Source organism: Agromyces luteolus (assembly GCF_009729855.1).
Lineage (GTDB): Bacteria > Actinomycetota > Actinomycetes > Actinomycetales > Microbacteriaceae > Agromyces > Agromyces luteolus.
Map to the genome: position 1 here is coordinate 37,287 of NZ_WODA01000025.1, position 23,624 is coordinate 60,910.

Annotated in this window: 26 protein-coding genes and 1 pseudogene; 13 read left to right on the plus strand and 14 right to left on the minus strand. The window is 72.2% G+C overall.

The genetic code is table 11. The features are described 5' to 3' along the window. Nucleotides 1-57: 57 nt before the first annotated feature. Entirely contained in the window at nt 58-1,293 is a 1,236-nt protein-coding gene (locus GLX25_RS13825; RefSeq protein WP_155843044.1) for a trans-sulfuration enzyme family protein, read from the plus strand. On the opposite strand, the gene GLX25_RS13830 is transcribed toward GLX25_RS13825, so the two are convergent. From GLX25_RS13830 to GLX25_RS13840, 3 genes are read right to left on the minus strand one after another with little or no spacing between them, the layout of a single operon-like run. Beyond that, entirely contained in the window at nt 1,239-2,639 is a 1,401-nt protein-coding gene (locus GLX25_RS13830) for an MFS transporter (protein WP_155843045.1), read from the minus strand. The genes GLX25_RS13825 and GLX25_RS13830 overlap by 55 nt on opposite strands. A gap of 58 nt (nt 2,640-2,697) precedes the next feature. Continuing rightward, nucleotides 2,698-4,533 (minus strand): DEAD/DEAH box helicase, encoded by a 1,836-nt coding sequence (locus tag GLX25_RS13835; protein ID WP_166548820.1) that lies wholly within the window; start codon nt 4,531-4,533, stop codon nt 2,698-2,700. A 52-nt stretch (nt 4,534-4,585) separates the two neighbouring features. Further along, nucleotides 4,586-5,320: a TetR/AcrR family transcriptional regulator gene (locus GLX25_RS13840; RefSeq protein ID WP_155843046.1), complete on the minus strand. Its 735-nt coding sequence runs from the start codon at nt 5,318-5,320 to the stop codon at nt 4,586-4,588. Between GLX25_RS13840 and GLX25_RS13845 the strand changes: the two genes are divergently transcribed. Beyond that, nucleotides 5,299-6,081, plus strand: coding sequence for a hypothetical protein (locus GLX25_RS13845; protein ID WP_155843047.1), 783 nt, complete (start codon nt 5,299-5,301; stop codon nt 6,079-6,081). The two genes, GLX25_RS13840 and GLX25_RS13845, sit on opposite strands and share 22 nt — an antisense overlap. A gap of 44 nt (nt 6,082-6,125) precedes the next feature. After that, nucleotides 6,126-6,929, plus strand: coding sequence for an SGNH/GDSL hydrolase family protein (locus GLX25_RS13850; protein WP_155843048.1), 804 nt, complete (start codon nt 6,126-6,128; stop codon nt 6,927-6,929). 48 nt (nt 6,930-6,977) lie between these two features. On the opposite strand, the gene GLX25_RS13855 is transcribed toward GLX25_RS13850, so the two are convergent. Beyond that, nucleotides 6,978-8,285, minus strand: a complete 1,308-nt coding sequence (locus tag GLX25_RS13855; protein ID WP_155843049.1) for a D-alanyl-D-alanine carboxypeptidase family protein — start codon at nt 8,283-8,285, stop codon at nt 6,978-6,980. 23 nt (nt 8,286-8,308) lie between these two features. After that, nucleotides 8,309-9,106, minus strand: a complete 798-nt coding sequence (locus tag GLX25_RS13860; protein ID WP_155843050.1) for a TrmH family RNA methyltransferase — start codon at nt 9,104-9,106, stop codon at nt 8,309-8,311. A 149-nt stretch (nt 9,107-9,255) separates the two neighbouring features. Between GLX25_RS13860 and GLX25_RS13865 the strand changes: the two genes are divergently transcribed. After that, on the plus strand, nt 9,256-10,035 hold the full coding sequence (locus GLX25_RS13865) for a Sir2 family NAD-dependent protein deacetylase (protein WP_155843823.1): 780 nt from the start codon (nt 9,256-9,258) through the stop codon (nt 10,033-10,035). 56 nt (nt 10,036-10,091) lie between these two features. Here the strand turns inward: GLX25_RS13865 and GLX25_RS13870 are convergent, their stop codons facing one another. Together GLX25_RS13870 and GLX25_RS13875 are read right to left on the minus strand one after the other, a co-directional pair. Next, complete coding sequence (locus GLX25_RS13870) at nt 10,092-11,192, minus strand: glycosyltransferase family 4 protein (protein ID WP_166548822.1); 1,101 nt, start codon at nt 11,190-11,192, stop codon at nt 10,092-10,094. Continuing rightward, the gene (locus GLX25_RS13875; protein WP_155843051.1) at nt 11,189-12,097 is read right to left on the minus strand and encodes an alpha/beta fold hydrolase; all 909 of its coding nucleotides are present in this window, start codon (nt 12,095-12,097) and stop codon (nt 11,189-11,191) included. The genes GLX25_RS13870 and GLX25_RS13875 overlap by 4 nt, the downstream gene beginning before the upstream one ends. Nucleotides 12,098-12,158: 61 nt before the next feature. Here GLX25_RS13875 and GLX25_RS13880 point away from each other — a divergent pair, with 61 nt between their 5' ends. Next, the gene (locus GLX25_RS13880) at nt 12,159-12,860 is read left to right on the plus strand and encodes an exonuclease domain-containing protein (RefSeq protein WP_155843052.1); all 702 of its coding nucleotides are present in this window, start codon (nt 12,159-12,161) and stop codon (nt 12,858-12,860) included. Nucleotides 12,861-12,913: 53 nt separating this feature from the next. Beyond that, on the plus strand, nt 12,914-13,396 hold the full coding sequence (locus GLX25_RS13885) for a hypothetical protein (RefSeq protein ID WP_155843053.1): 483 nt from the start codon (nt 12,914-12,916) through the stop codon (nt 13,394-13,396). Between the two features lie 68 nt (nt 13,397-13,464). Here GLX25_RS13885 and GLX25_RS13890 read toward each other — a convergent pair whose 3' ends face one another. The 3 genes from GLX25_RS13890 to glgA all read right to left on the minus strand — a co-directional run bounded on the left by GLX25_RS13890 (nt 13,465) and on the right by glgA (nt 15,851). Next, nucleotides 13,465-13,713 (minus strand): type B 50S ribosomal protein L31, encoded by a 249-nt coding sequence (locus tag GLX25_RS13890; RefSeq protein ID WP_129233276.1) that lies wholly within the window; start codon nt 13,711-13,713, stop codon nt 13,465-13,467. A gap of 107 nt (nt 13,714-13,820) precedes the next feature. Then, nucleotides 13,821-14,609, minus strand: coding sequence for an ABC transporter ATP-binding protein (locus GLX25_RS13895; protein ID WP_155843054.1), 789 nt, complete (start codon nt 14,607-14,609; stop codon nt 13,821-13,823). Nucleotides 14,610-14,660: 51 nt separating this feature from the next. Continuing rightward, nucleotides 14,661-15,851: a glycogen synthase gene (gene glgA / locus GLX25_RS13900; protein WP_155843055.1), complete on the minus strand. Its 1,191-nt coding sequence runs from the start codon at nt 15,849-15,851 to the stop codon at nt 14,661-14,663. Nucleotides 15,852-15,929: 78 nt separating this feature from the next. Here glgA and glgC point away from each other — a divergent pair, with 78 nt between their 5' ends. The 3 genes from glgC (at nt 15,930) to GLX25_RS13915 (ending at nt 18,867) form a co-directional block, all read left to right on the plus strand. After that, nucleotides 15,930-17,177: a glucose-1-phosphate adenylyltransferase gene (glgC, locus tag GLX25_RS13905; protein WP_155843056.1), complete on the plus strand. Its 1,248-nt coding sequence runs from the start codon at nt 15,930-15,932 to the stop codon at nt 17,175-17,177. After that, on the plus strand, nt 17,174-17,836 hold the full coding sequence (serB, locus tag GLX25_RS13910; protein ID WP_166548823.1) for a phosphoserine phosphatase SerB: 663 nt from the start codon (nt 17,174-17,176) through the stop codon (nt 17,834-17,836). The genes glgC and serB overlap by 4 nt, the downstream gene beginning before the upstream one ends. A gap of 77 nt (nt 17,837-17,913) precedes the next feature. Further along, nucleotides 17,914-18,867 (plus strand): SMP-30/gluconolactonase/LRE family protein, encoded by a 954-nt coding sequence (locus tag GLX25_RS13915; protein ID WP_155843057.1) that lies wholly within the window; start codon nt 17,914-17,916, stop codon nt 18,865-18,867. Between the two features lie 34 nt (nt 18,868-18,901). Here the strand turns inward: GLX25_RS13915 and GLX25_RS13920 are convergent, their stop codons facing one another. Next, a complete protein-coding gene (locus GLX25_RS13920; protein WP_155843058.1) occupies nt 18,902-19,612 on the minus strand; it encodes a beta-ketoacyl-ACP reductase in 711 nt (236 codons plus the stop codon). Between the two features lie 188 nt (nt 19,613-19,800). On the opposite strand from GLX25_RS13920, the gene GLX25_RS13925 reads away from it, so the two are divergent. Genes GLX25_RS13925 through GLX25_RS13935 form a run of 3 tightly spaced genes read left to right on the plus strand, consistent with a single transcriptional unit; the run spans nt 19,801 to nt 21,394 of the window. Then, the gene (locus GLX25_RS13925) at nt 19,801-20,223 is read left to right on the plus strand and encodes a DUF3099 domain-containing protein (protein WP_155843059.1); all 423 of its coding nucleotides are present in this window, start codon (nt 19,801-19,803) and stop codon (nt 20,221-20,223) included. Continuing rightward, nucleotides 20,223-20,492, plus strand: coding sequence for a hypothetical protein (locus GLX25_RS13930; protein ID WP_271192621.1), 270 nt, complete (start codon nt 20,223-20,225; stop codon nt 20,490-20,492). The genes GLX25_RS13925 and GLX25_RS13930 overlap by 1 nt, the downstream gene beginning before the upstream one ends. Further along, nucleotides 20,489-21,394, plus strand: coding sequence for an SURF1 family cytochrome oxidase biogenesis protein (locus GLX25_RS13935; protein ID WP_155843061.1), 906 nt, complete (start codon nt 20,489-20,491; stop codon nt 21,392-21,394). The genes GLX25_RS13930 and GLX25_RS13935 overlap by 4 nt, the downstream gene beginning before the upstream one ends. Here the strand turns inward: GLX25_RS13935 and GLX25_RS13940 are convergent. Beyond that, a complete protein-coding gene (locus GLX25_RS13940) occupies nt 21,391-21,759 on the minus strand; it encodes a DUF2200 domain-containing protein (RefSeq protein ID WP_166548824.1) in 369 nt (122 codons plus the stop codon). The two genes, GLX25_RS13935 and GLX25_RS13940, sit on opposite strands and share 4 nt — an antisense overlap. A 94-nt stretch (nt 21,760-21,853) precedes the next feature. Between GLX25_RS13940 and GLX25_RS13945 the strand changes: the two genes are divergently transcribed. Beyond that, on the plus strand, nt 21,854-22,570 hold the full coding sequence (locus GLX25_RS13945) for a 4a-hydroxytetrahydrobiopterin dehydratase (RefSeq protein ID WP_155843062.1): 717 nt from the start codon (nt 21,854-21,856) through the stop codon (nt 22,568-22,570). Between the two features lie 42 nt (nt 22,571-22,612). Here GLX25_RS13945 and GLX25_RS13950 read toward each other — a convergent pair whose 3' ends face one another. After that, nucleotides 22,613-22,990, minus strand: coding sequence for a bleomycin resistance protein (locus GLX25_RS13950; RefSeq protein ID WP_155843063.1), 378 nt, complete (start codon nt 22,988-22,990; stop codon nt 22,613-22,615). 70 nt (nt 22,991-23,060) lie between these two features. After that, nucleotides 23,061-23,624 (minus strand): annotated as a pseudogene (locus tag GLX25_RS13955) (dihydrofolate reductase family protein).

Sequence of the window (23,624 nt, forward strand, 5' to 3'; positions counted from 1 at the left end):
ATCGCAAGCATCTTCGCAAGACACCCATACTGGTGACAGATTCTGTAACCTGCTCGCATGCTGACATCGTCGTCGAATCTCGAGACCCGTGCCGTCCACGCTGGAATGGAGGGGGTGCGCGAGCAGGGCTCCCACGTTCCCACCATCGATCTTTCCACGACGAACCCGCTCGGCGACGTCGAGAACGGCGGAATGTCCTACGAGGAGCTCGCGACGGGCGGCTGCCTCACCGAGGGTCGCTCGGCGGTGTACCAGCGTCTCTGGCACCCGGGCGTCGCGCGGTTCGAGACCGCGCTCGCCGACCTCGAGGGCGCCGACGGCTCGGTCGCCTTCGCGAGCGGAATGGCCGCGCTCGCCGCGACGCTCATCGCCGCCACGACCGCGGGCACGCCGCACGTCGTCGCGGTGCGCCCGCTGTACGGCGGCAGCGACCACGTGCTCGAGAGCGGCCTGCTCGGCACGAGCGTCACCTGGACCGACGTCGACGGCATCCCCGCGGCCATCCGCCCCGACACCGGTCTCGTGATCGTCGAGACGCCCGCGAACCCGACGCTCGAGCTCCTCGACCTGCGGCGGGTGGCGGATGCCGCGGGCAGTGTGCCGCTCCTCGTCGACAACACCTTCGCGACCCCCGTGCTCCAGCGTCCGATCGAGCACGGCGCGACCCTCGTGCTGCACAGCGCGACCAAGTACCTCGGCGGACACGGCGACGCCATGGGCGGCGTCGTCGCCGGCCCGATCGAATGGATCGAGCGCCTGCGCCGGGTGCGCGCCCTGACCGGCGGCCTGCTGCACCCGATGGGTGCGTACCTGCTCCACCGCGGCATCCGCACCCTGCCCGTGCGCGTACGCGCGCAGCAGGAGACCGCCGGCGAGCTCGCACGTCGCCTCGAGGCGCACCCCGCGGTCGCGCGCGTGCGCTACCCCGGCCTGCCCGGCCAGGACCCGCAGGGCCTCCTCGGCCGCCAGCTCGCCGGGCCCGGCTCGATCATCGCGATCGAACTGGCGGGCGGGTACGACGCGGCCTGCCGGTTCACCGAGGCATGCCGGCTCGTGACCCACGCGGTCTCGCTCGGCGGTGTCGACTCGCTCGTGCAGCACCCCGCGTCGCTCACGCACCGGCCCGTCGCGGCGAACGCCAAGCCCGACGCCGGCGTCGTGCGCCTCTCGATCGGGCTGGAGCACGTCGACGACCTCACGGCCGACCTCATGGCCGCGCTCGACGCCGCGGCGGACGCTCAGGACCTCGGTCGCTCGTCGGAGCTCGCCGCGCCCGCGGACGCGCTGGGCTGACCCGACGGGGTCGGGTTCCGGATGCCGATCCAGGACACGACGCCGCCGACGAGGAGGAGCGCGGCCGTCACGACGGCCACGCGGCGGTAGCCCTCGACGTCGAGGGTGCCCGCGACGATCGCGCCGATCGAGGCCACCGACACGAGCCCCGCGATGCGGGCGACGGCGTTGTTCACGGCGGAGCCGATGCCCGCGCGCGACGGGTCGACGGCGCCGAGGATCGCCGAGGTCAGCGGGGCGACCGTCATCGCCATCCCGAGCCCGACCACGACCATGCCCGGGAACACCTGCCACCAGTACTGGACCGGGACGTCGACGACGACCGTCATCAGGTAGCCGACGCCGACGACGATCGGCCCGGCGGTCATGAAGAGCCGCGGCCCGAACTTCCCGCCGAGCGTGCCGAACCAGGAGCCGAGGATGACGAGCATCGCCGTCGGCGGCAGCGTGGCGAGGCCGGCGATGGTCGCCGGGAATCCGCCGACCTCCTGGAGGAAGATCGGCAGCGCGAAGAGGCCGAGCATGAACGCGGCGTAGATGAACCAGGTCGCGAGGTTGCCCGCGGCGAAGTTGCGCGCGCGGAACAACGACAGGGGCAGCATCGGCGTCGGCGCCCGCCGCTCCCACATCACGAAGGCGACGAGCGAGACGACTCCGACGGCCGCCGGGAGGAAGACGAGCGGATCGGCCCAGCCGAGCCGGCCCTGCTCGATGAGCGCGAACACCGTGCCGCCGAGCCCCACGACGCCGAGCGCGGCGCCGAGCCAGTCGACCCGGGCGCGGTCGGGGTTCGGGTCGTCGCGGCCGAGCGGATGCAGCATGACGAGCGCCATCGCGATGGGCAGCACGTTGATCGCGAACACGAGCCGCCACGACACGAGATCGACGAACGCCCCGCCGAGGATCGGCCCGATGAGGAAGGCGCTCGTGGTCCACGCCGTCCACCGTCCGATCGCGCGCGCCTGCTCGGCCCGCGGGAAGTTCGCGATGATGAGCGCGAGTGAGCTCGGCACGAGCAGCGCCCCTGCCGCGCCCTGGAAGGCGCGCGCCACGACCAGCACCGCGCCGTCGAGGGCGATCGCGCACGCGATCGAGGTGATGCCGAAGCCGACCAGTCCGATGCGCAGGATCCTGAGCCGGCCGAACGAGTCGGAGAGCGACCCGGCGAGGAGGATCAGCGACCCGAGCGTCAGCAGGTAGGCGTCGACCGCCCACTGCTGGAGCGTCAGGCCGCCCCCGAGCTCGGACTCGATCGCCGGCAGGGCGATGTTGATGACCGCGCCGTCGAGGAACGCGATGAACGCCACGACGATCGCGACGACGAGCACACGCGTCCGGCGGTCCATGCGCGCCATGCTACGCCGGGCCTCCGCCGGCGTCGGCGGCCCGGTGGCCCGACGCCGATCAGCGTCCGGAGAGCCGCTTCCGCAGCATCTCGATGCGCGACTGGAGCTGCGTCACGGTCGCCTGGGCGACCTCGGGCCCGCCGCACGCGCGTCGCAGCTCGGCGTGCACGAGCGAGTGCGCCTGCCCCGTCTGGCGGGCGTACAGCCCGACGAGGCTGTTCAGCAGCGAGCGCTGCTCCTTCAACGTGCGGTACAGCGCGACCGGCTCGGCCCGTTCCTCGGCGCCGTCGCCGCCGTCGGACTCGTCCGCGGCCAGTGCGTGCCTGCGCCGGTCCGACGCGCGACGCGCCTGGCGTGCCTGGCGGTGGCGCAGGAGCTCGTGGACCTGCTCGGGCTCGAGGATGCCGGGGATGCCGATGAAGTCGAGCTCCTCGTCGCTGCCCGGCTCGGCGAACGTGCCGAAGTCGGTGCCGTCGAAGACGACGCGGTCGAACGTCGCGTCGGACCCGAGCGCCTGCCAGGTGAACTCGTCCTGGAGCTCGTCCGACCCCGTCTCCTCGCGGTTGGCGGCCTCGAGCAGACCGTCGTCGAGACCGGGCTCGTCGTCGCCGTCGCCGCTGCGCCGGTCGAGGGCGTGGTCGCGCTGGCGCTCGAGCTCGCCGGCGAGCGCCATGAGCACGGGCACGTTCGGGAGGAACACCGATGCCGTCTCGCCGCGGCGGCGCGCGCGCACGAACCGGCCGATCGCCTGCGCGAAGAACAGCGGGGTCGACGAGCTCGTCGCGTACACGCCCACCGCGAGGCGCGGCACGTCGACGCCCTCGGACACCATGCGCACTGCGACCATCCACCGGCTCGTGCCCTCCGAGAACTCCTCGATCCGGGCGGACGCCTCCTTCTCGTCGGAGAGCACCACGGTGACCTTCTCGCCGCACACGCGCTCGAGGATCTCGGCGTAGGCGCGAGCAGTCGACTGGTCGGTCGCGATCACGAGGCCACCTGCGTCGGGGATCGCGTGCCGCACCTCGCTGAGCCGCCGGTCGGCGGCCTGAAGCACGGACGGGATCCACTCCCCCGTCGGCTCGAGCGCGGTGCGCCACGCGGCCGAGTGGATGTCCTTCGTCGCGTCCTCGCCGAGGCACGCCTCCATCTCGTCGCCCGCCTTCGTGCGCCAGCGCATGCTGCCGGCGTAGACCATGAAGAGCACGGGGCGCACGACGCCGTCCTGCAGCGCCCGGCCGTAGCCGTAGTCGTAGTCGGTCCGGGAGACGCGGACGCCCTGCTCGTCCGGGGCGTAGTCGACGAACGGGATGGGTGCGGTGTCGCTGCGGAAGGGCGTGCCGGTGAGCGAGAGCCGCCGGGTCGCGGGCTCGAACGCCTCGCGGATCGCGTCGCCCCACGAGAGCGTGTCGCCCCCGTGGTGGACTTCGTCGAGGATCACGAGCGAGCGGCCCGAGAGCGTCAGCTCGCGGTGCAGCGCGGGCCGGACGGCGACCTGCGCGTACGTCACGGCGACGCCGTGGAAGTGCCGGGCGGACCGGCCGTGGGCGTTCCGGAACCCGGGATCGAGCCGGATGCCGACGCGCGCAGCAGCATCCGCCCACTGCCGCTTCAGGTGGTCGGTGGGCGCGACGACCGTGATGCGGTCGATCGTGCGCCTGGCGCGGAGCTCGGCGGCGAGTCGCAGCGCGAAGGTCGTCTTGCCGGCACCGGGCGTCGCGGCCGCGAGGAAGTCGCGCGGCTCGGAGGCGAAGTACCGCTCGAGCGCCTCGGCCTGCCAGGCGCGGAGCTTCGACGCGGTTCCCCACGGCGCGCGGGCCGGGAACGAGGGCGAGAGGTGTTCGGCGGCCGAGGTGCCGGGCAGGTGACTGCCGGTGGGGGTCGCGTTGCTCACTCTGCAGCACTGTAGTGCAGCCGACCGACACGGATGACTCGTCCGCGGGCCGTCACGCGAACGCGGCCGCCACGACCGGGCGCAGGATCCGATACGCCTCGCGAGGTGGGACGCGCGCGAAGGGTTCGAGCCTCAGGATGTATCGGCTGAAGATCAGCCCGATGATGACCTGCACCGCGGCGTGGGCTCGAGCGCGGGCTCGAGGGTCCGGAAGCTGTTCGGCCAGGGCATCCACGACCTCGTGCTCGATGTACTCGCGGAACGAGCGCAGGAGCTCCGGATCCGTCATCGCGGATTCGATGAACGCCCGCATGGACGAACTCGACGCGGGATCCTCCCAGGTCAGCAGCACCGCTCGGAGGAGGCGATCGGCGACCCGCGCCGGGTCGCCGCCGACCGCACCTCGTGCGACGCGCGCAGGTCGGAGTTCGAGCGCGAACGCCGCGGCGAAGAGATCGCCCTTGGAACCGAAGTAGTAGCTGACGAGCGCGACGTCGACATCGGATGTGGAGGCGATCGCCCGCATCGTCGCCCCGCGATACCCGCGTTCGACGAACGCGGCGCGCGCTTCACTCAGGATGCGCTCGCGACGACTCGGGCCGCCTCGTGCCGGGCGCCCTCGCCGTTTATTCATCAGCGCCCCGTGTTGTGCGCTCGCATCGTCCGCAATGCTCGGCCTCGCCCGGTCCATGAATTCAACGATATTGCCACCCGTGCTCGCTCGGATCCACCCTTGAGTCCTACGACGATGGAGAGGTGCCCACGATGAACGCTGAGATTCACACATCCTGGACGACTGCTCGCCTGGTCGAGCCGTCCACGAACGGCTTCCTGTTCGTCGGGATCAGCTCCGGCCGATGGCCGATTCCGCCTGCCGTGCCGTCCAAGCGACGTCGCGCCGCCCTGGGCCGGTTGCACCGGCTGCGGGCGCTGTTCGCCACCGTCGATGGCGTGCGACGCGCCGACGTGTTCCGCGCGACGCTGGTGCCGCCCGGCACCAGTCGCGGGTTCGAGGGGCAGTACGCCGATCGGGCCGTGTACGACGCCGTGCTGTTGGTGGAGACCGGCTCGGTGGACGACGCCGCTGCGCTGGCCGCCCACCCCGCCGTGACCGCGCTCGGGGAGGAGTTCCCGACCCGGTTGACGTTCGCCGCGAGGAACGTGCGCCGGATCGGCCCGGTGGACCACGAGCGCCCCGGCGTGTTCCTGTTCAACTACTTCACCGCCGACGACGTCGCCGGCAACCTGCACGCCTGGCAGTACACCGCGGGCTGGTTCCAGGACGAGACCGCCCTCGACAACTCGACCGTCCTGGAGCCGCTCGACGGGGCGAGCTTCACGGTCGTGAACCACTGCCGGTGGGACCACTACCGGGACATCGTTCCCGCGCTCGTCACCCGGCGCAGTTTCCGGACCTTCGTGCTGCGCACGTTCGCCGACCACCGAGTCGCGCCGAGGCCGGTCCTCTACGCGCTCGACCGATCGCGGCGCACGCCCGCACGGCCGACGGTCGACGGCGCGACGCCCGAGCGGCGCGCGCGTGGATGAGGTGCCCTGGCGATCGCCGGCGGGCGCACGTGCAGAATGGAGGCATGGTCACCCAGCAGCATCCCTGGTCGAGATATGTCGCGATCGGCGACTCGTTCACGGAGGGCATCGGGGACCCCGAGCCCGGCGTACCGGGCGGCCACCGCGGCTGGGCCGACCGCGTCGCGGAGGTGCTCTCGCAGGGCGCCGACGACTTCGCGTACGCGAACCTCGCGATCCGCGGCCGGCTCATCCAGCAGATCATCGACGAGCAGGTCGAGCCCGCCGTCGAGCTGCGACCGGACCTCATCACGATCTCGGCGGGCGGCAACGACGTCATCCGTCCGCGCACCGACCCCGACGAGATCTCGGCGCGGTTCGAGTACGCGATCGAGCGCCTCGCACGCGACCGGGCGACGATCGTCATCTTCACCGGCGTCGACGTCGGCTTCTCCCCCGTGTTCCGCGGCATCCGCGGCAAGGTCGCGATCTACAACGAGAACCTCCGCGCGATCGCGCAGAAGCACGACTGCCTCGTGGCCGACCAGTGGGCGCTCGCCGAGATCCAGGACGAGCGCATGTGGGACCGCGACCGCCTCCACCTGAACTCGCTCGGCCACCACACCGTGGCCCGGATGGTGCTGCAGGCGCTCAACGTGGAGAACGACCTCGAGCCGATGAAGCCCGAGCCGCTGCCCGAGCGCTCGTGGCGCGAGGCCCGCACCGAGGACCTCTCGTGGGCGCGCGAGTACCTCGTTCCGTGGGTGATCCGCCGCATCCGGCACCAGTCGTCGGGCGACCTCGTCACGCCGAAGCGGCCGGCGGCCGGGCCGTACTCGTCGCGCCCGGAGTCGACGCCAGGCGGCTGACCCGGCGCCCCGACCGAGCCCGGCGACCCGCCGAGCCCACCGCGCCGCTCAGCCGGCGGGCGGTTCGGCGACGACGCCCTCGTCGAGCGCGCCCGGGTTCGACAGGCGCCACCACGCGCCGGGGTCCTCGAGCGCGCCGTCGACCACGAGCGGGACCTCGATCACCTGCGAGCCGGCCGTGACCGTCGCGGTCCCGACCTCCGCACCGTCGGCGACGAGGCGGAGGGCGTCGGCCCGGACGGCGACGTCGACGGGCGTGTCCGACCAGACCACGACCGTCGCCCCCTCGGTCGCCCTCGCCTCGGCGGCGTCGCCCCACGGCGTCGCGTACGCGGCGAGGGGCCGCCCGGCCTCGAGCGCGACGACCTCGTGGAACCCCGGTCCGATCGAGTCGACCAGTCCGGCCACGGCCTCGCGCACGACCGCGTGCGTGTCGCCGCCGAGCACGACGCCGACCAGGGTGACGGATGCCTCGCCCACCGCGACGTCGGCGGAGAACAGCAGGTTCGCCGCGTCATCCGTCGTCCCCGTCTTGATGCCGTCGATCCCGTGCGTGCCCAGCAGGCGGTTCGAGTTCTTGATCGTGCCGAGTTCCGGGATGGCGACCGACTGCGTGGCGACGATCTCGGCCAGCGTCGGGTTCTCGAGGGCGATCTCGCCGAGTCGGACGAGATCGGCGGCCGTGCTGACGTCGTCGAGCGAGAGCCCGCTCGTGTCGACCACGCGGGTCTCGGTGAGTTCGTGCGCGGCGAGCCAGTCGGTCGCCCGCGCGAGGTAGGCGTCGACCGAGCCGAACGCCCAGTTCGCGATCGAGATGCTGTAGTTGTTGCCCGAGGGCAGCATCATCGCCTCGAGGCTCTCCTTCAGCGAGAGCTCGGAGCCCGCGACGACCGGCGCGACCGACCCGTTCTGCGCGATCATGTCCCAGTAGATGTCGATGTCGGCGTCCGTGTACGCGATCTGCGGGCCCCCCTCGCCCTCGGGGATGGGGTGCTCCTCGAGCACGACGAGCGCGGTGACGACCTTCGCGATGCTGGCCATCGGCATCGGCGTGTCCTCGCCGCCCGCGGCCATGAGGCCGTCGAAGCCGACCGCACCGACCGCCCAGGTGCCGAAGCCCGGCTGGTCGACGGCCTGCGCCTCGGCGACGAGGGGCGCCGGGTCGTCGATCGCGGGCTCGGCGACCGGGATCGGCGCGCCGAGCGCCGACGACGTGTAGATCCCGCCGCCGACGAGCAGGCCGAGCAGGACCGTGAGGATGGCGACCGCGACGATCCGTCGCCGCCGGTACACCGCGGCCGACGGTTTCGAGGGTCGCGTCGGGGCGGGCGGGGCCGGGTCGAGCGTGCGAGACATCCGTTGCAGGATACCCAGCCGACCTATGCGAGCGCGTACAGCGCCACGGCGGCGGCCGCTGCGACGTTCAGCGAGTCGACGCCGTGCGCCATCGGGATCGTCACGATGGCGTCGGCGGCGGCGAGCGCCTGCCGGGAGAGGCCGTCGCCCTCGGCGCCGAGCACGAGCGCGAGCCGCTCGGGCGGGTCGGCGGCGAGCTCCCGCAGCGTGACGGCGTCGTCGGCGAGTGCGAGGGCCGCGACCCGGAAGCCGTGCGCGGTGAGCAACTCGCGCGCCTCGGTCCATTCGGGCAGGCGGGTCCACGGCACCTGGAACACCGTGCCCATGCTCACGCGGACGCTCCGCCGGTAGAGCGGGTCGGCGCATCGCGGCGTCACCAGTACGGCGTCCGCGCCGAGCGCCGCGACCGACCGCAGGATCGCGCCGACGTTCGTGTGGTCGACGATGTCCTCGAGGATGACGACGCGCCGGGCATCCGCGAGGAGGGCGGCGGGGTCGGGCAGCTCCGGCCGTTCGAACGCGGCGAGCGCGCCGCGGTGCACGCGGTACCCGGTGATGGCCTCGAGACCGGCGGGGTCGGCGAGGTGCACGGGGATGTCGAACGGCGCCAGGTGCGGCTCGAGGTCGGCGAGCCACTTCTCCTCCATGAGCACCGAGCGCGGCGTGCAGCCGGCCGCGATCGCGCGACGGATGACCTTGGCCGACTCGGCGATGAAGACGCCCCGCTCGGGCTCGGTGATGCTGCGGAGCGCGACGTCCGTGAGCCTGGCGTAGTCCGCGACGGCGTCGGATGTCGCGTCCGTGACGTGTTCGATGCGCATGGGTCCTCCCGGGTCGGCGCGCCCTCCGGAAACATCCCGGAAAAGCCGCATGTCTAGAATCGCAGCACCGTCGAAGGGAGACGCGCGTGGTCACAGGGCTCGAGGCACCGGCGCCGTCCGACGTGCTGCTCGACGAGGCGATCGGCCTCATGCGCGGGTCGCGCGTGGCCGTGCTGACGGGCGCCGGTGTGAGCACCGACTCGGGCATCCCCGACTACCGCGGACAGGGTGCGCCGGTGCGCACGCCCATGAAGATGCAGACGTTCGTCGCGTCGGCGGCGGCGCGGAAGCGCTACTGGGCGGGCAGCCACCTCGGCTGGCGGACCTTCGGCACGGCGCAGCCGAACGACGGGCACCGCGCGCTCGCGCGGCTCGAGGAGTCGGGCGTCGTGTCCGGGGTCGTCACGCAGAACGTCGACGGCCTGCACCGCCGGGCGGGCAGCTCCCACGTCGTCGAGCTGCACGGCGCGTCCGACCGCGTGGTGTGCCTGTCGTGCGGCCAGGTGTTCGCCCGGCAGTCCGTCGCGGACCGCCTGGCCGAGCTGAACCCGCACATCGACCTCGACGTGGCGATCCGGCCGGCGCCCGACGGCGACGTCGAGGTCGACGACGTGGAGTCGATGGTGATCCCGGCCTGCACGGTGTGCGGCGGCACGCTGAAGCCCGACGTGGTGTTCTTCGGCGAGTTCGTTCCGACGCCGGTGTACCGGCAGGCGGCGGCGCTCGTGCAGCGCGCGGACGTGCTGCTCGTGGCCGGTTCGTCGCTCGTCGTGAACTCCGGGGTGCGCCTGCTCGAGATCGCCCGGCGTCGACGGGTGCCGATCGTGGTCGTGAACCGGGGGATCACGAAGGGCGACAGCCGCGCGACGGTGAAGCTCGACGCGGGAGCGACCGAGACGCTCACGGCGATGGCAGCAGCGCTCGCCTGAGGCGAGCCCGAACGCGGGGTGAGTCGGCCAGCGCGAGTCGGCCGGCGCGAGTCGGCTCAGCGCCGCCCGCGCGAGTGGGCCGCGCGGCGGTTGGTCCCGCCGACCTCGGTGAGCACCTCGAGCAGTCGCTCCGCCGACGCGCTCCAGGTGAAGCGCCGCGCGACGTCGACGGATGCCGCGGACCGCCGTTCCCACTCCCCGGGCTCGTCGAGCGCGGCGATCGCGCGAGCCGCGGCATCCGCGTCGTCGACCGCGAAGTAGGTCGCCGCCTCGCCGCCGATCTCGCGGAAGATCGGGATGTCGCTCACGACGACCGGCGTGCCGAGGCGCATGGCCTCGACGAGCGGGATCCCGAAGCCCTCGGCCTTAGACGCGGTGACGAGTGCGGTCGCCCGGGCGAGCACCGCCGCGTACTCCTCGTCGGTCGCCCCGTCGTGGAAGACGAGGCGCGCCTCGGGTGCGATGCGCGTGAGGCGCCGCCGCTGCTCGTCGCTGACGCGGCTCATCAGGTGCAGCTCGTGGTCGGGCAGCTGCGCGACCGCGCGCACGAGCGTCTCGACGCCCTTGTACGACATGAACGAGCCCATGTAGACGAGCCGGCCCCCCTCGGGACGCGCACGCGGCAGGTCGGGTGCGCCGATCTCGTCGGCGGCGTTCCGGACGACCGTCAGGGGCCGCTTCGTGAGGTGGTGCTTCCGGATGAGGCCGGCGCTCGTCTCGGACACGGTGACGACCGCGTCGGCCCGGTTCAGCAGCATCCGCTGCGGCCACCACATGAGGTGGTACAGCCGCCACAGCACGCGCACGAACGCGGGCAGGTCGCGCGGCGGGGTGCGGTTCTCGTAGTAGATGAGATCGTGCAGCGTGAGGACGAGGCCGTAGTCGCGGCCCCACGAGCCCATGGTCTGCATGGGCGAGAAGACCACGTCGGGCCGGAGCTTGCGGACCTGCCGGGCGACCCACGGCTCGCGCACGCTCGTCGGCCCGCTGACCATCTCCCACGGCAGCGCGGGCAGCTTGTCGAGCTGTCGATGGTCGCTGATGAGCATGGTGAGCGGATGCCGCTTCGCGAGCTCCGCGACGATGCCCGCGGTGAACCGGCTGATGCCGTCGTGGTGGTCGATGCGGACGTACCGGCAGTCGACGACGAGCCTCACGCCCGCTCACCCTCGACGAACACGCGGATGTGGCCCGCCGCCTCGCCGGGCGTCTCGTAGTGGATCAGGTGGCCGACGTCGGGGATGACGGCGAGCGTCGCGTCCTCGAAGAGTGGCCGCAGTCGGTACTGCGCCTCGATCGGCGTGACGTCGTCGTCCTCCGCGACGACGAGCAGCGTCGGGGTGGCGATGCCGGGCGCGTACTCGCGGACGTCGTGCCCGACGGATGCCTCGAACGCCTGCAGCACGGCGTCGCGGTCGTCGAACGCGGAGAAGTACCGGTCGTGCTGGTCGTGGATGAACCGGCGCAGCTCGGGGTCGCGGGTCTTCGCCATGGTGACGCTCATGACGCGCACGATGGCGCCGTTGCGGAGCAGCGCGAAGCCCGCCCGCTCGGGGAGCGCCGCCGCGGCGCGGTAGTAGGCGACCGCGAGCCTCGTCATGATCGCACGCGGGCCCTCGAGGGCGGGCGCGCCGATCGGGTTGAGCAGGATGAGCCGGTCGGGTGCGAGGCCGGATGCCACCGCGGCGCTCGTGACGATCGAACCGAAGGAGTGGCCGAGCAGGGTCCATCCGCCGGTTCGCGCCGCGGCATCCGTCACCCCCGCGGCGTCGATGAAGGCGACGAGCCAGTCGGCGTACGCGTCGATGTCGTGCGGGCGGCCCGCGAACGCGGCCGAGGCGCCGAATCCGGGCAGGTCGGGGATGAGCACGCGGTAGCCGGGGAGCTTCGCCACGATCGGCTCGAGGCCGTGGTGGTCGCCGCGGAAGCCGTGCACGGCGACGATGACGGGGGCGTCCTCCGGGCCGTACTCCCACCAGGCGGTCTCGCTGCCCAGCACGGGGGCGCGGTGCTCGCGGACGGGGATCCGCTCGAGGTCGGCGGCGTACGGTGAGGCGATCATCCCCAGCATCCTACGGCGCGCCACCTGAGCGCTGTCGGAGGCCGCCGATACCGTGACCGGCATGGAGCCCTCCCCCGTCGCATCCTGGGCCGACACCCTCGCGGTGTTCGACCTCGAGACCACCGGCATCGACATCGACACGTGCCGCATCGTGACCGCCCACGTCGGCGTGATCGGGTCGGATGGCGCGGTGCTCGAGCAACGCGAGTGGCTCGTCGATCCCGGCGTCGAGATCCCGACGGCGGCGACCCTGATCCACGGCGTGTCGACCGAGCGCGCGCGCCTCGAGGGGCGACCGGCGGCACAGGCGGTCGCCGAGATCATCGACGCGCTGCGGGATGCCGCGGCGCGCGGCTTCCCGATCGTCGCGTACAACGCCGCCTACGACCTCTCGGTGCTCCACCGTGAGGCCGAGCGCTACGCGCACGAGGCCTTCCGCGGCCCCGGGTTCGTGATCGACCCGCTGGTGATCGACAAGGCCGTCGACCGCTTCCGGCGCGGCAAGCGCACGCTCACGGCGGCGTGCGAGCACTACGGGGTCGAGCTCACCGCGGCGCACGACGCCGGTGCCGACGCGATCGCCGCCGGTCGGGTGGCGCAGGCCATCGCCCGCTCGTTCCCCGAGCTCGCCGCGACCGCGATCGCCGAACTGCACGCCAGCCAGGTCGACTGGTCGCGCGAGCAGGCCGAGAGCTACCAGGAGTGGCGCCGCATGAACGGCGAGCCCGGGTTCACGACCTCGGGAGCCTGGCCGCTCCGCTGAGCGCGGGCCGGAAGTCCGTCGCGCCGTCGCGTGCGACGTGGGAGTCTTGAGCCATGTCGGATCGACCGCCCGTCCGCTCAGCGACCGACGCGCTCATCGAGGCGAGCGCGCTCTGGATCCTCGGCGACAGCCCGCCCGGCTTCCTCGTCGATGCGGCCGTCGAGGCGACCGTCGCGGGGCTCGACTCCCCCGCACTGCACGAGCTCGCCGGCATGTCCGACGCGGATTCGCCGTGGGATCTCCGGGAGGCGCTCGGCCGTGCGCTCGTCGAACTCGGCGCGGGCGTGCCCGACCCGCGGGAGCCCGCCACGCTCCTGCTCGCGCTCCGCGAGCTCGCCGCGCAGTTCCTCCACGAGCGCATCTCGATCCGCGAACTCGTCGACCGGGCACGCTCCGTGATCGACGAGGGCGCGGAGACGCCCGACGAGGCGGCGGTGCTCCTCGCCGCGGGCGAGGCCCTCGACGCCGGCCGCATCACGGCGCACCAGGCGCAGCTCGATGCGCTGGACTGGGCGGCGGGGCTCACCCGGGCCTGACATGGGAATGACCCGGGCACGACGAAGGGGCGGACGACCGAAGTCGCCCGCCCCTGTCGTGGAGCGTCTTACGCGCCGAAGCCCTTGAAGCGCTTGTTGAACTTCTCGACGCGGCCGGCCGAGTCCATGATGCGCTGCTTGCCCGTGTAGAACGGGTGCGAGGCCGACGAGATCTCGACGTCGATCACCGGGTAGGTCTCGCCGTCGAGCTCGATGGTCTTGTCGCTGGTCACCGTCGAGCGGGTGAGGAACGTCTCGCCCGAGGCGAGGTCGCGGAAGACGACGGCGTTGTACTCGGGGTGGATGTCGGTCTTCATGAGAATCCTTGCTTGATCGGATGTGGGGTCGCCCCGCCTCGAGGGCAGGGAAGCGTGTCGGCCTTTGGCCAAAACACGATTCTAGCAGAGGCGATCGCCTCGGTGCGTCACCGGGCGGCGCGTGCCGTGTAGCGGCCGTCGCGCTCGGTGAGCTCGATCGGCATGGCGAAGGTGTCGCTCAGCGTCTCGGAGGTGAGCGCCTCGGCGATCGGCCCCGCCGCGCGGATCGCGCCGTCGGCGAGGAGCAGCGCGTGCGTGAAGCCCTCGGGGATCTCCTCCACGTGGTGGGTCACCATGACGATCGCCGGCGACGACTTCGACGAGGCGTAGCCGCCGAGGAGCGCCACGAGCTCCTCCCGCGCCCCGAGGTCGAGGCTCGCGGCCGGCTCGTCGAGCAGCAGCAGCTCGGGGTCGGTCATGACCGACCGCGCGATCTGCACGCGCTTCTGCTCGCCGTCGGAGAGGCTGCCGAACCGGCGCTCGGCGAAGCCGTCGAGGCCCCACTCCTTCAGCACGCGCTGCGCGCGCCGGTCGTCGATCGACTCGTACTCCTCGTTCCACCGGCCGGTGACCGAGTAGGCCGCGGTGAGCACCGTGTTCAGCACGCTCTCGTTCCGCGGGATGAGCCGGGCCATCGCCGTCGAGGCGAAGCCGATCATCGGGCGCAGCTCGAAGACGTCGACCTTGCCGAGCGCCTCCTGCAGCACCTCGACGGAGCCCCTGGTGGGGTGCATCGCGGCCGCGGCGATCTGCAGCAGCGTCGTCTTGCCCGCCCCGTTGGGGCCGAGGATCACCCACCGCTCGTCGGAGTCCACGTTCCAGTCGATGCCGTCGAGGATCGTGTTCGCATCGCGAACCACCGAGACATTCTGGAACTGCAGGACCGTAGACGCCATGGTCTCCAGCCTAGTGGGACTCGGGAGACCGGCCCGCGCACGCGGCGCCCGTCACCGACCGGCGAGCACGCGCTCGTAGAGCGCGCGCGTGTCGGCCGCGATCGCCCCCCACGCGAAGTGCTCCTCGGCACGCCGACGGCCCGCCGCGCCCATCTCCCGGGCCCGCTCGGGGTCGGCCACGACGCGCTCGAGCGCCGCGGCGAGGTCGGCCACGAAGCGGTCGGGATCCAGGGGGGTGCCGGTGCCGTCGTCGTGCTGCTCGATCGGCACGAGCACGCCCGTGACGCCGTCGTCGACGACCTCCGGGATGCCGCCGGTCGCCGTGCCCACGACCGCCGCGCCGCACGCCATCGCCTCGAGGTTCACGATGCCGAGCGGTTCGTACACCGACGGGCAGACGAAGCAGGTCGCCGCGGTGAGCAGGGCCGTGAGCTCGCTCCGCGGCAGGTGCCGATCGATCCACACGACGCCCTGGCGGGTCGCCGCGAGCTCGTCGACGAGGCCCGAGACCTCGGCCATGATCTCCGGGGTGTCGGGCGCCCCCGCGCAGAGGACGAGCTGCACGTCGTCGGGCAGGGAGCGCGCCGCGCGCAGCAGGTACGGCAGGCCCTTCTGCCGCGTGATCCGGCCGACGAAGACGATCGACGGGCGGTCGGGGTCGAGGCCGAGGGACCGCGCGAGGTCGGCGTCGTCGTTCGCATGCCAGTCGGTCAGGTCGATGCCGTTGTAGACGACCGAGACCTTCGCCGGGTCGATGTCCGGATAGGAACGGAGGATGTCGCGTCGCATCCCGTCGCTCACCGCGATCACCGCGTCGGCGTCCTCGAACGCCGTGCGCTCGACCCAGCTCGACACGCGGTAGCCGCCGCCGAGCTGCTCGGCCTTCCACGGCCGGAGCGGCTCGAGGCTGTGCGCGGTGACGACGTGCGGCGTGCCGTGCAGCGCCTTGGCGGTGAAGCCGGCGAAGTTCGCGTACCAGGTGTGCGAGTGCACGAGGTCGGCCCCCGCGGCATCCTGCGCCATCAGCAGGTCGACGCCCATCGTCGACAGCGCCGCGTTGGCGCCCGCGAACTCGGCCGGCGTCGCGTACGCGGTCGTGCCCGCCTCCTCGCGCGGGGCGCCGAAGCAGCGCACCTGCACGTCGATGTCGCGACGCAGCGCGCGGACGAGCTCGGCGACGTGCACGCCGGCGCCTCCGTAGATCTCGGGCGGGTATTCGCGCGTGAGCAGGTCGACTCGCATGCGGCAACGTTAGCCCCAGTCGGTCACGGGCCGTCAACCACCTGTCGTCGGCGGCGTCCGGCTGACTACGCTGGGCACATGGCTACGCGGAAGATCTTCGGAATCGTGCTCGCGGGCGGCGAGGGCAAGCGCCTCATGCCCCTGACCGAGGACCGGGCCAAGCCGGCGGTGCCGTTCGGGGGTCAGTACCGCCTGATCGACTTCGCGCTGTCGAACCTCATCAACTCGGGTCTCCAGCAGATCGTCGTCCTGACCCAGTACAAGTCGCACAGCCTCGACCGGCACGTGTCCCAGACCTGGCGCCTCGACGGCATGCTCGGCTCGTACGTGGCATCCGTGCCGGCCCAGCAGCGCCTCGGCAAGCGCTGGTTCTCGGGTTCGGCCGACGCGATCCTGCAGAGCCTCAATCTCATCTACGACGAGCAGCCCGACATCATCGTCGTGGTCGGCGCCGACCACGTCTACCGCATGGACTTCAGCCAGATGATCCAGGCGCACATCGATTCCGGCGCCGATGCGACGGTCGCCGCCATCCGCCAGCCGATCTCGCTCGCGAACCAGTTCGGCGTCATCGAGATCGACCCGAAGTCGCCCGACCGCATCCACCGCTTCCTCGAGAAGCCGAGCGACCCCGAGGGCCTGCCCGACTCCCCCGGCGAGGTGCTCGCCTCGATGGGCAACTACGTCTTCAACGCCGACGCGCTGATCGACGCCGTGCTGCGCGACGGCGAGCGCACCGACTCCAGCCACGACATGGGCGGCGACATCATCCCCGCGTTCGTGTCGCAGGGCAACGCCGGCGTCTACGACCTCAAGGGCAACGACGTCCCCGGCTCCACCGACCGCGACCGCTACTACTGGCGCGACGTGGGAACGATCGACTCGTTCTTCGAGGCCCACCAGGACCTCATCTCGGTGCTGCCCGTGTTCAACCTGTACAACCAGGAGTGGCCGATCTTCAGCCAGCAGGTCAACTCGCCGCCCGCGAAGTTCACGCGCGACGCGCGCGGTTCGCTCGGCACCGTCATCGACTCGATCGTCTCGCTCGGCTCGGTGATCTCGGGCGCGCACGTCGAGCGCAGCGTGCTCGGTCCGTGGGCGATCGTCGGCTCGGGTGCGAACGTGTCCGACTCGATCCTGTTCGACCGCGCCCGCATCGAGGCGGGCGCCACGGTGCGGCGCGCCATCCTCGACAAGGAGGTCGTGGTCGAGGCGGGCGCGCACATCGGCGTCGACCGTGCGGAGGACCGCGCGCGCGGCTTCGTCGTCACCGACAGCGGCATCACCGTCGTGGGCAAGGGGTCCCACGTGCGGAAGCACGCGTGAGTCGCGGCACCACCGGCCGTGAGGGCGGCCTCCTCGTCGTGCTCGACGCCGACTCGACCCTGATCCGCGAGGAGGCGATCGAGTTGCTCGCCGAGGCTGCGGGCAGCCTCGAGCACGTCGCCGCGGTGACCGAGCGCGCGATGCGGGGCGAGCTCGACTTCGCCGCGAGCCTGCGCGAACGCGTCGCGACGCTCGCCGGGCTCCCGGTCGCCGAGGTGCTCGCCGCGCGCGAGCGTCTCACGCCCACGCCCGGCGTGCAGGAACTGATCGACGGCGTGCATTCTGCGGGCGGGCGCGTCGGCGTCGTGTCCGGCGGCTTCCACGAGCTGCTCGATCCGCTCGCCGAGCGCCTCGGGCTCGACCACTGCCGGGCGAACCGGCTCGAGGTCGACGGCGATCGGCTCACCGGCCGCGTGCTCGGCGACATCGTCGACGCGGAGGCCAAGCGGCGCTCGCTCGAGGAGTGGGCCGCGGCATCCGGCACCCCGCTCTCCCGGACGATCGCGGTCGGCGACGGCGCCAACGACCTGCGCATGCTGGATCGGGCGGCGCTCGGCGTCGCGTTCTGCGCGAAGCCCGTCGTGCGGGCGCAGGCGGATGTCGCGATCGACCGCGTCGACCTCAGCGGGGTGCTCGCGCTCGCGGGACTGCGCGGCTGAGCTCGTATCCCCGGTGCGGGCTGGGAGTCGCATCCGAACCCCACGCGGCACCCGCTGGTCGTGCTTAGCCTGAACCCATGACCAGCCGCAACGTCGCACGCTTGTCCGCCGTCGGCGCGTTCGCCGCGCTCCTGCTCGTCTCGGTCGCCTCGCCGGCCGTGGCGGGACCGCACTCGTCGGCCGGCGGTGGTGCGGTCGAATCGGTGATCCACCTGCCCGACGGTTTCCAGCCGGAGGGGGTCGCGATCGCGCCGGGCGGCACCGCGTACTTCGGCTCGCTCGCCGACGGCGACATCTACGCCGCCGACCTGCGGAGCGGCGAGAGCGAGGTCGTCAGCGAAGGCCCGGGAACGCCATCGGTGGGCCTGGACCTCGACCCGAAGGGGCGTCTCTTCGTCGCGGGTGGTGACGCGGGCGATGCGCGGGTCATCGACACGGCGACGGGCGAGGTCCTGGCGTCCTACCAGCTCACCGACGCGTCCGGGTTCATCAACGACGTCATCGTGACCCGGGATGCCGCGTGGTTCACCAACAGCTTCGCGGCGGAGCTCTACCGGCTCCCGCTCGGCCCGGGCGGAGCGCTGCCCGACGCCGACGACGTCGAGACGGTGCCGCTCGGCGGCGAGTGGGTGCAGCAGGGGTTCTTCAACGCGAACGGCATCGTGGCCACACCCGACCGTCAGGCGCTGCTCGTCATCCAGAGCTCGACCCAGACGCTCTACCGCGTCGATCCGGCGTCGGGCGATGCGACCGCGGTCGACCTCGGCGGCGCGAGCCTGCCGAACGGCGACGGGATGCTCGTCATCGGACGCACGCTCTACGTGGTCCAGAACCAGCTGAACCAGGTCGCCGAGATCCGGCTCGACCCGTCCGGCACGACGGGCGAGGTCGTCGACGTCCTGACCGACCCGGACTTCGACGTGCCGACGACCGTCGACTCGTTCGGCGACGGGCTGTACCTGCCGAACGCGCGATTCGGGACTCCGGCGACGCCGACGACGCCGTACACGGCGGTCCGCATCGATCGCTGACGTGCGGAGCCCGCTCGCGGCATCCGCTCCGGGTTCAGTGCCCCATGCCGAGGCCGCCGTCGACCGGGATGACGGCGCCCGAGATGTAGCCCGCGTCGTCGCCGGCGACCCACGCGACGACCTTCGCGACCTCCGACGGCGTCGCGAACCGGCCCGCCGGGATGCTCTTCCGGTACTCGGCCTGCTGGGCCTCCGGGAGCGCGTCGGTCATGTCGGTCTCGATGAAGCCCGGCGCGATGACGTTGGCGGTGATGTTGCGGGCGCCGAGCTCTCGCGTGATCGAACGGGCCATGCCGACGAGGGCGGCCTTCGACGACGAGTAGTTGACCTGGCCGGCGCCGCCGTACAGGCCGACGACGCTCGAGATGAGCACGATGCGGCCGAAGCGGGCCTTCAGCATGCCCTTCGAGGCGCGCTTCACGACGCGGAACGCGCCGGTGAGGTTGGTGTCGACGACGCTCGTGAACTCCTCCTCGCTCATGCGCATGAGGAGCGTGTCGCGCGTGATGCCCGCGTTCGCCACGAGGACCTCGACCGGGCCGAGTTCGGCCTCGATCTCGGAGAACGCCCGGTCGATCGACTCGGCGTCGGTGACGTCGGCGCGCACGGTGAGCGTGCCCGCGGGCCCGTCGCCCGAGCGCGCGGTCACGGCCACCCGGTGGCCCTGCGCGACGAACTCCTCGGCGATCGCGTAGCCGATCCCCCGGTTGCCTCCGGTCACCAGCACCGTGCGGCTCGTGGTCATGGCGGGACTCCGTCTCTCTCGGGGGCTGTGCCGGCCGGCCCGCGGATTCCGGCGTGCTCGGCTCGAAGGGTGCGCGACGAGAGCGCGCGGCCCGTCCCAGCATAGAGGTTGCCGAGTTCGCGGCATCCGTCGCCCCCAGCGGACGTAGGCTTGAGGGGAGGAGTGCGCCGCAGTCCACGGCGACCACCATGAAGCACCAACCCCTGCAGTCGATCACGTCGCTGCCGCCGTCGCCCGAGGCGGAACGCCGTGCACGCATGATCAAGTACACGGTCATGATGTCGATCCGTGTCGCCTGCATCGTCGCACTGCTGTTCGTGCAGGGCTGGTGGCTGCTGGTGTTCGCGCTCGGCGCGGTGTTCCTGCCCTACTTCGCCGTCGTCGTCGCGAACGTGGCGACCACGCGCCGGTCCGAGGTCGAGAGCCCCGGAGGGATCGTGCCGCTGCGCCGCGCGGACGGCGGGACGGACTGGACGACGGCCGACGCCGCGGGCGGCACCGAGCCGTCGACATCCGCGGACGCCGGCTCGACCGAGGGGCCCGGCGCTGCGCGTGAGCCCGACGCCCCGGCGGACGACCGCACGACCGACGACCGGGAGGACGACCGGTGATCGGCCTCTCCTCCGCCGCCCCGCAGGGCGGCTGCTCCCGCGCGGGATGCCGCGAGGGCGCGGCGTGGCGCATCGACTGGCGGAACCCGAAGATCCACTCGGAGGACCGCGTGAAGACCTGGCTCGCGTGCGACGATCACGTCGAGTACCTGCGCGACTTCCTCGCCTCGCGCTCGTTCCCGGTCCGGGTGGCGCCGTTCGAGGCGACGGATGCCGCGCCCGCGGCGCCGCTCGGCCGTGACGCGCGCTCGGGTGGTGAGGGCGCATGAACCGCTGGCGGTTCCTCGCGTCGCCCCGCTGGGCGGGCTACCTCGCGCTCGTCATCGTCTTCGCGATCGCCTGCTCGGCGCTCGGCACCTGGCAGCTCAACCGCCGCGCCGAGGCGCTCGCCGAGGTCGCCCGCATCGACGCGAACTACGACGCCGTCCCGGTGCCGCTCGCCGAGGCCCTCCCCGACCCGGACGGATTCGACATCGACCAGCGCTGGCAGGTGGTCTCCGCCACGGGCGAGTACCTCGCGTCGGAGGAGGTCGTCGTGCGCAACCGACCGTACGGAGGCAGCACGGGCTTCGAGGTCATCACGCCGTTCCGCCTCGCCGACGGCACGGTGTTCATGGTCGATCGCGGCTGGATCCCGCAGGACTCGGATGGCCGTCCGTCGGAGGTCGCGGCGCCGCCCGCCGGCGAGGTCGAGATCACGGCGCGCCTCAAGGCGGGCGAAGGGCGGATCGCCGGCCGCACGTCCTCGGGCGCGGAACTCGCGACGATCGACCTCGACGAGTTCGCCGAGCGCGTCGACGCGCCCGCCTATACGGGCGCCTACGGCATCCTGATCCAGTCGGGCGCCACCGCGAGCGAACCGCCCGTCGCGCTCCCCAGGCCGGTGCGCGACGAGGGTCCGCACCTCTCCTACGCGCTGCAGTGGTTCGTGTTCGCGCTGCTCGCGTTCATCGCGCTGGCCTGGTTCGCGAACCAGGAGCGAAAGGTGCTCGAGACGGATGCCGCGGGCGACGGCGCGGCGGACGCACACGCCCCGCGCGGGGCCGCGCCATCCGCTCACGAGGGGAACCGGGCGGAAGCGCGCCGGCCGACCACCCCACGGCGCCCGGCGAAGGCGGATCGCAACCGGTCGGACGCGGACGTCGAGGACGAGATCCTCGACCGCCGCTAGGCCTTCGCGGTCGCCGTGCCGCGCAGGATCGACGACATCTTCTTGCCGCGCGCGACCTCGTCGACGAGCTTGTCCATGTAGCGGATCTTCTGCATGAGCGGGTCCTCGATCTCCTCGACGCGCATGCCGCAGATCACGCCCGTGATGAGCGAGGCGTTCGGATTCATCTGCGGGGCGTCGGCGAAGAACGCCTCGAGGGTGCGCCCGTCGGCGATCGCCTCGTCGAGTCCGGCGTCGTCGTAGCCCGTGAGCCACGTGATGACCTGGTCGAGCTCGGCCCTGGTGTGGTCCTTCCGCTCGACCTTCTGCACGTACAGCGGGTAGATGCTGCCGAAGCTCATCCCGTAGATCCGGTGTCCGGCCACGTGCGTCTCCTCTGGTCGAAATGGATCGTCCTCGTGGATTCCAGCCTACGTGGCCCCTCCCCCCAGGCACCGTTCGCGGCTAGGGTCGGCGGGTATGGACATGCTCAGGGGGAAGGAGATCGCCGCGGCCGACCTCACCGACTGGCGCAAGCTGGCGCAGGGACTCCACGCCCGCTACCTGGTCGACGACTTCGGCGCCGGCGCACGGTTCGTGGTCGCGGTGGGCGAGGCGGGTGACTCGATCGGTCACCACCCGACCGTGTCGATCGGCGACGGCTGCGTCGATCTCGAGCTGGTCAGCGACGACGCCGTCTACCGCGACGACGAGGGCACCGAACACGTCGTCGAGTGGGTGACCCGGCTGGACGTCGACCTCGCGCGACGGATCACCGGGATCGCCGCCGACCACGGGCTCGTCGCGGACCCGACCGCGGTCAGCGTCATCGAGCTGGGCCTCGACACGGCACGCTCCGCGACCATCGCCCCGGTGTGGGCGGCGCTGCTGACGGGGACCGCCGAGGCCCAGGGCCACGGCTCCCCCAGCGACGAGATCCGGGACGCCACCGGTCGGGTGCCGAACCTGTGGTTCGGCGACGCCGAGGAGGGCGACGAAGGCCGGACGCCGCGTCAGCGGTTCCACGTCGAGGTCTACGTGGCGCCCGAAGTGGCCGAGCAGCGCATCGCCGCCGCCGTCGCCGCAGGTGGGACGGTCGTCGACGACAGCGACGCCCCATCCCTCACCGTGATCGCCGACCAGGACGGCAACACGGGAGTCGTCTGCATCGACGCGTCGGCTGCACCCCTGAGCTGAAGCGCCGCCGGGACGCCCGTCGTCGACGGACGCCGCGGCGCCTCAGCGCTCCTCGATCAGGGTGAGCAGGTTGCCGTCGGGGTCCACGAGATGCCCGGCCCGCAACCCCCAGCTCTGCGGTCGCACCTCGTGGAGACGGGGGAACCCGTGGTCGGCGATCGGCACGCCCGCGGCGACGATGCTCGCCGCCAGCTCGTCGACGTCGGCGACGCGGATGGTGCAGCGACTCGCGCTCGTCGCCGGGTCGAGGTCGGGCGCGGGGAAGAACTCGAGCTGGAGCCGACCGCGTCGCAGGATCATCCACCCGTCGTCGCGGAAGCGTCTCGCGAACCCGAAGCGCGCGTAGAACCCCTCGGTGGCATCGAGATCCCGCGACGGGAGGTTCGGCACGGTGCGGTCGGAGACGCCTGCGACGGACATTCACGCATTGTGCCGTGCGATCGTCGCCACGTCCAGTCGTCGTGGCGCGTCATGGGCACCGTGACCTCCCTCATCGGGCACGCTCCAGGATGGTGAGGAGCACGCCGTCGCCGTACGTCGTGGCCTCGGTGAGCTTCCACACCGTGCGGTCGGGCATCTCCGTCCAGAGCCTGCGCCCGTGGCCGAGGAGCACCGGGAACGACATGAGGTGGATCTCGTCGACCAGGTCGGCCTAGAGCAGGCCCTGCGCGAGCCGGATGCTCCCCGCGACCGAGATGTCCCCGTCGACGCTCCGCCTGAGCTGCGCCACCTCGTCGACGAGGTCGCCGGAGAGCACCGTCGTGTTGTTCCACTCCGGCTCGCTGAGCGTGCTCGACACGACGAACTTGGGCATGCCGTTGTACTTCTCGGCGAGCTCGCCGTCGTAGTGCGGCCACGCGGACGCGAACCCTTCGTAGGTCGTGCGCCCGAGCAGCAGCGCCGAGGATCCGAGTGCCTCGTCCTCCTTGAACTTCTCGCCGTCGTCGCCGCGGTCGAACTCGAAGCTCCAGTTCGGGTACTTGAAGTCCTCGCCGCCGGGTGCCTCCACGACGCCGTCGAGCGAGATGAACTCGGTGAGCACGATGCGTCCCAT

Coding starts and splice junctions, on each gene's coding strand:
- GLX25_RS13850 (WP_155843048.1), top strand. CDS start 6,126: ATGGTCACCCAGCAGCATCCCTGGTCGAGATATGTCGCGATCGGCGAC.
- GLX25_RS13915 (WP_155843057.1), top strand. CDS start 17,914: ATGACCAGCCGCAACGTCGCACGCTTGTCCGCCGTCGGCGCGTTCGCC.
- GLX25_RS13840 (WP_155843046.1), bottom strand. CDS start 5,320: ATGTGTGAATCTCAGCGTTCATCGTGGGCACCTCTCCATCGTCGTAGG.
- GLX25_RS13890 (WP_129233276.1), bottom strand. CDS start 13,713: ATGAAGACCGACATCCACCCCGAGTACAACGCCGTCGTCTTCCGCGAC.
- GLX25_RS13875 (WP_155843051.1), bottom strand. CDS start 12,097: ATGATCGCCTCACCGTACGCCGCCGACCTCGAGCGGATCCCCGTCCGC.
- GLX25_RS13885 (WP_155843053.1), top strand. CDS start 12,914: ATGTCGGATCGACCGCCCGTCCGCTCAGCGACCGACGCGCTCATCGAG.
- GLX25_RS13845 (WP_155843047.1), top strand. CDS start 5,299: ATGAACGCTGAGATTCACACATCCTGGACGACTGCTCGCCTGGTCGAG.
- glgC (WP_155843056.1), top strand. CDS start 15,930: ATGGCTACGCGGAAGATCTTCGGAATCGTGCTCGCGGGCGGCGAGGGC.
- GLX25_RS13865 (WP_155843823.1), top strand. CDS start 9,256: ATGCGCGGGTCGCGCGTGGCCGTGCTGACGGGCGCCGGTGTGAGCACC.
- GLX25_RS13925 (WP_155843059.1), top strand. CDS start 19,801: ATGAAGCACCAACCCCTGCAGTCGATCACGTCGCTGCCGCCGTCGCCC.
- GLX25_RS13860 (WP_155843050.1), bottom strand. CDS start 9,106: ATGCGCATCGAACACGTCACGGACGCGACATCCGACGCCGTCGCGGAC.
- GLX25_RS13880 (WP_155843052.1), top strand. CDS start 12,159: ATGGAGCCCTCCCCCGTCGCATCCTGGGCCGACACCCTCGCGGTGTTC.
- GLX25_RS13935 (WP_155843061.1), top strand. CDS start 20,489: ATGAACCGCTGGCGGTTCCTCGCGTCGCCCCGCTGGGCGGGCTACCTC.
- glgA (WP_155843055.1), bottom strand. CDS start 15,851: ATGCGAGTCGACCTGCTCACGCGCGAATACCCGCCCGAGATCTACGGA.
- GLX25_RS13855 (WP_155843049.1), bottom strand. CDS start 8,285: ATGTCTCGCACGCTCGACCCGGCCCCGCCCGCCCCGACGCGACCCTCG.
- GLX25_RS13920 (WP_155843058.1), bottom strand. CDS start 19,612: ATGACCACGAGCCGCACGGTGCTGGTGACCGGAGGCAACCGGGGGATC.
- GLX25_RS13950 (WP_155843063.1), bottom strand. CDS start 22,990: ATGTCCGTCGCAGGCGTCTCCGACCGCACCGTGCCGAACCTCCCGTCG.
- GLX25_RS13830 (WP_155843045.1), bottom strand. CDS start 2,639: ATGGACCGCCGGACGCGTGTGCTCGTCGTCGCGATCGTCGTGGCGTTC.
- GLX25_RS13895 (WP_155843054.1), bottom strand. CDS start 14,609: ATGGCGTCTACGGTCCTGCAGTTCCAGAATGTCTCGGTGGTTCGCGAT.
- GLX25_RS13825 (WP_155843044.1), top strand. CDS start 58: ATGCTGACATCGTCGTCGAATCTCGAGACCCGTGCCGTCCACGCTGGA.
- GLX25_RS13945 (WP_155843062.1), top strand. CDS start 21,854: ATGGACATGCTCAGGGGGAAGGAGATCGCCGCGGCCGACCTCACCGAC.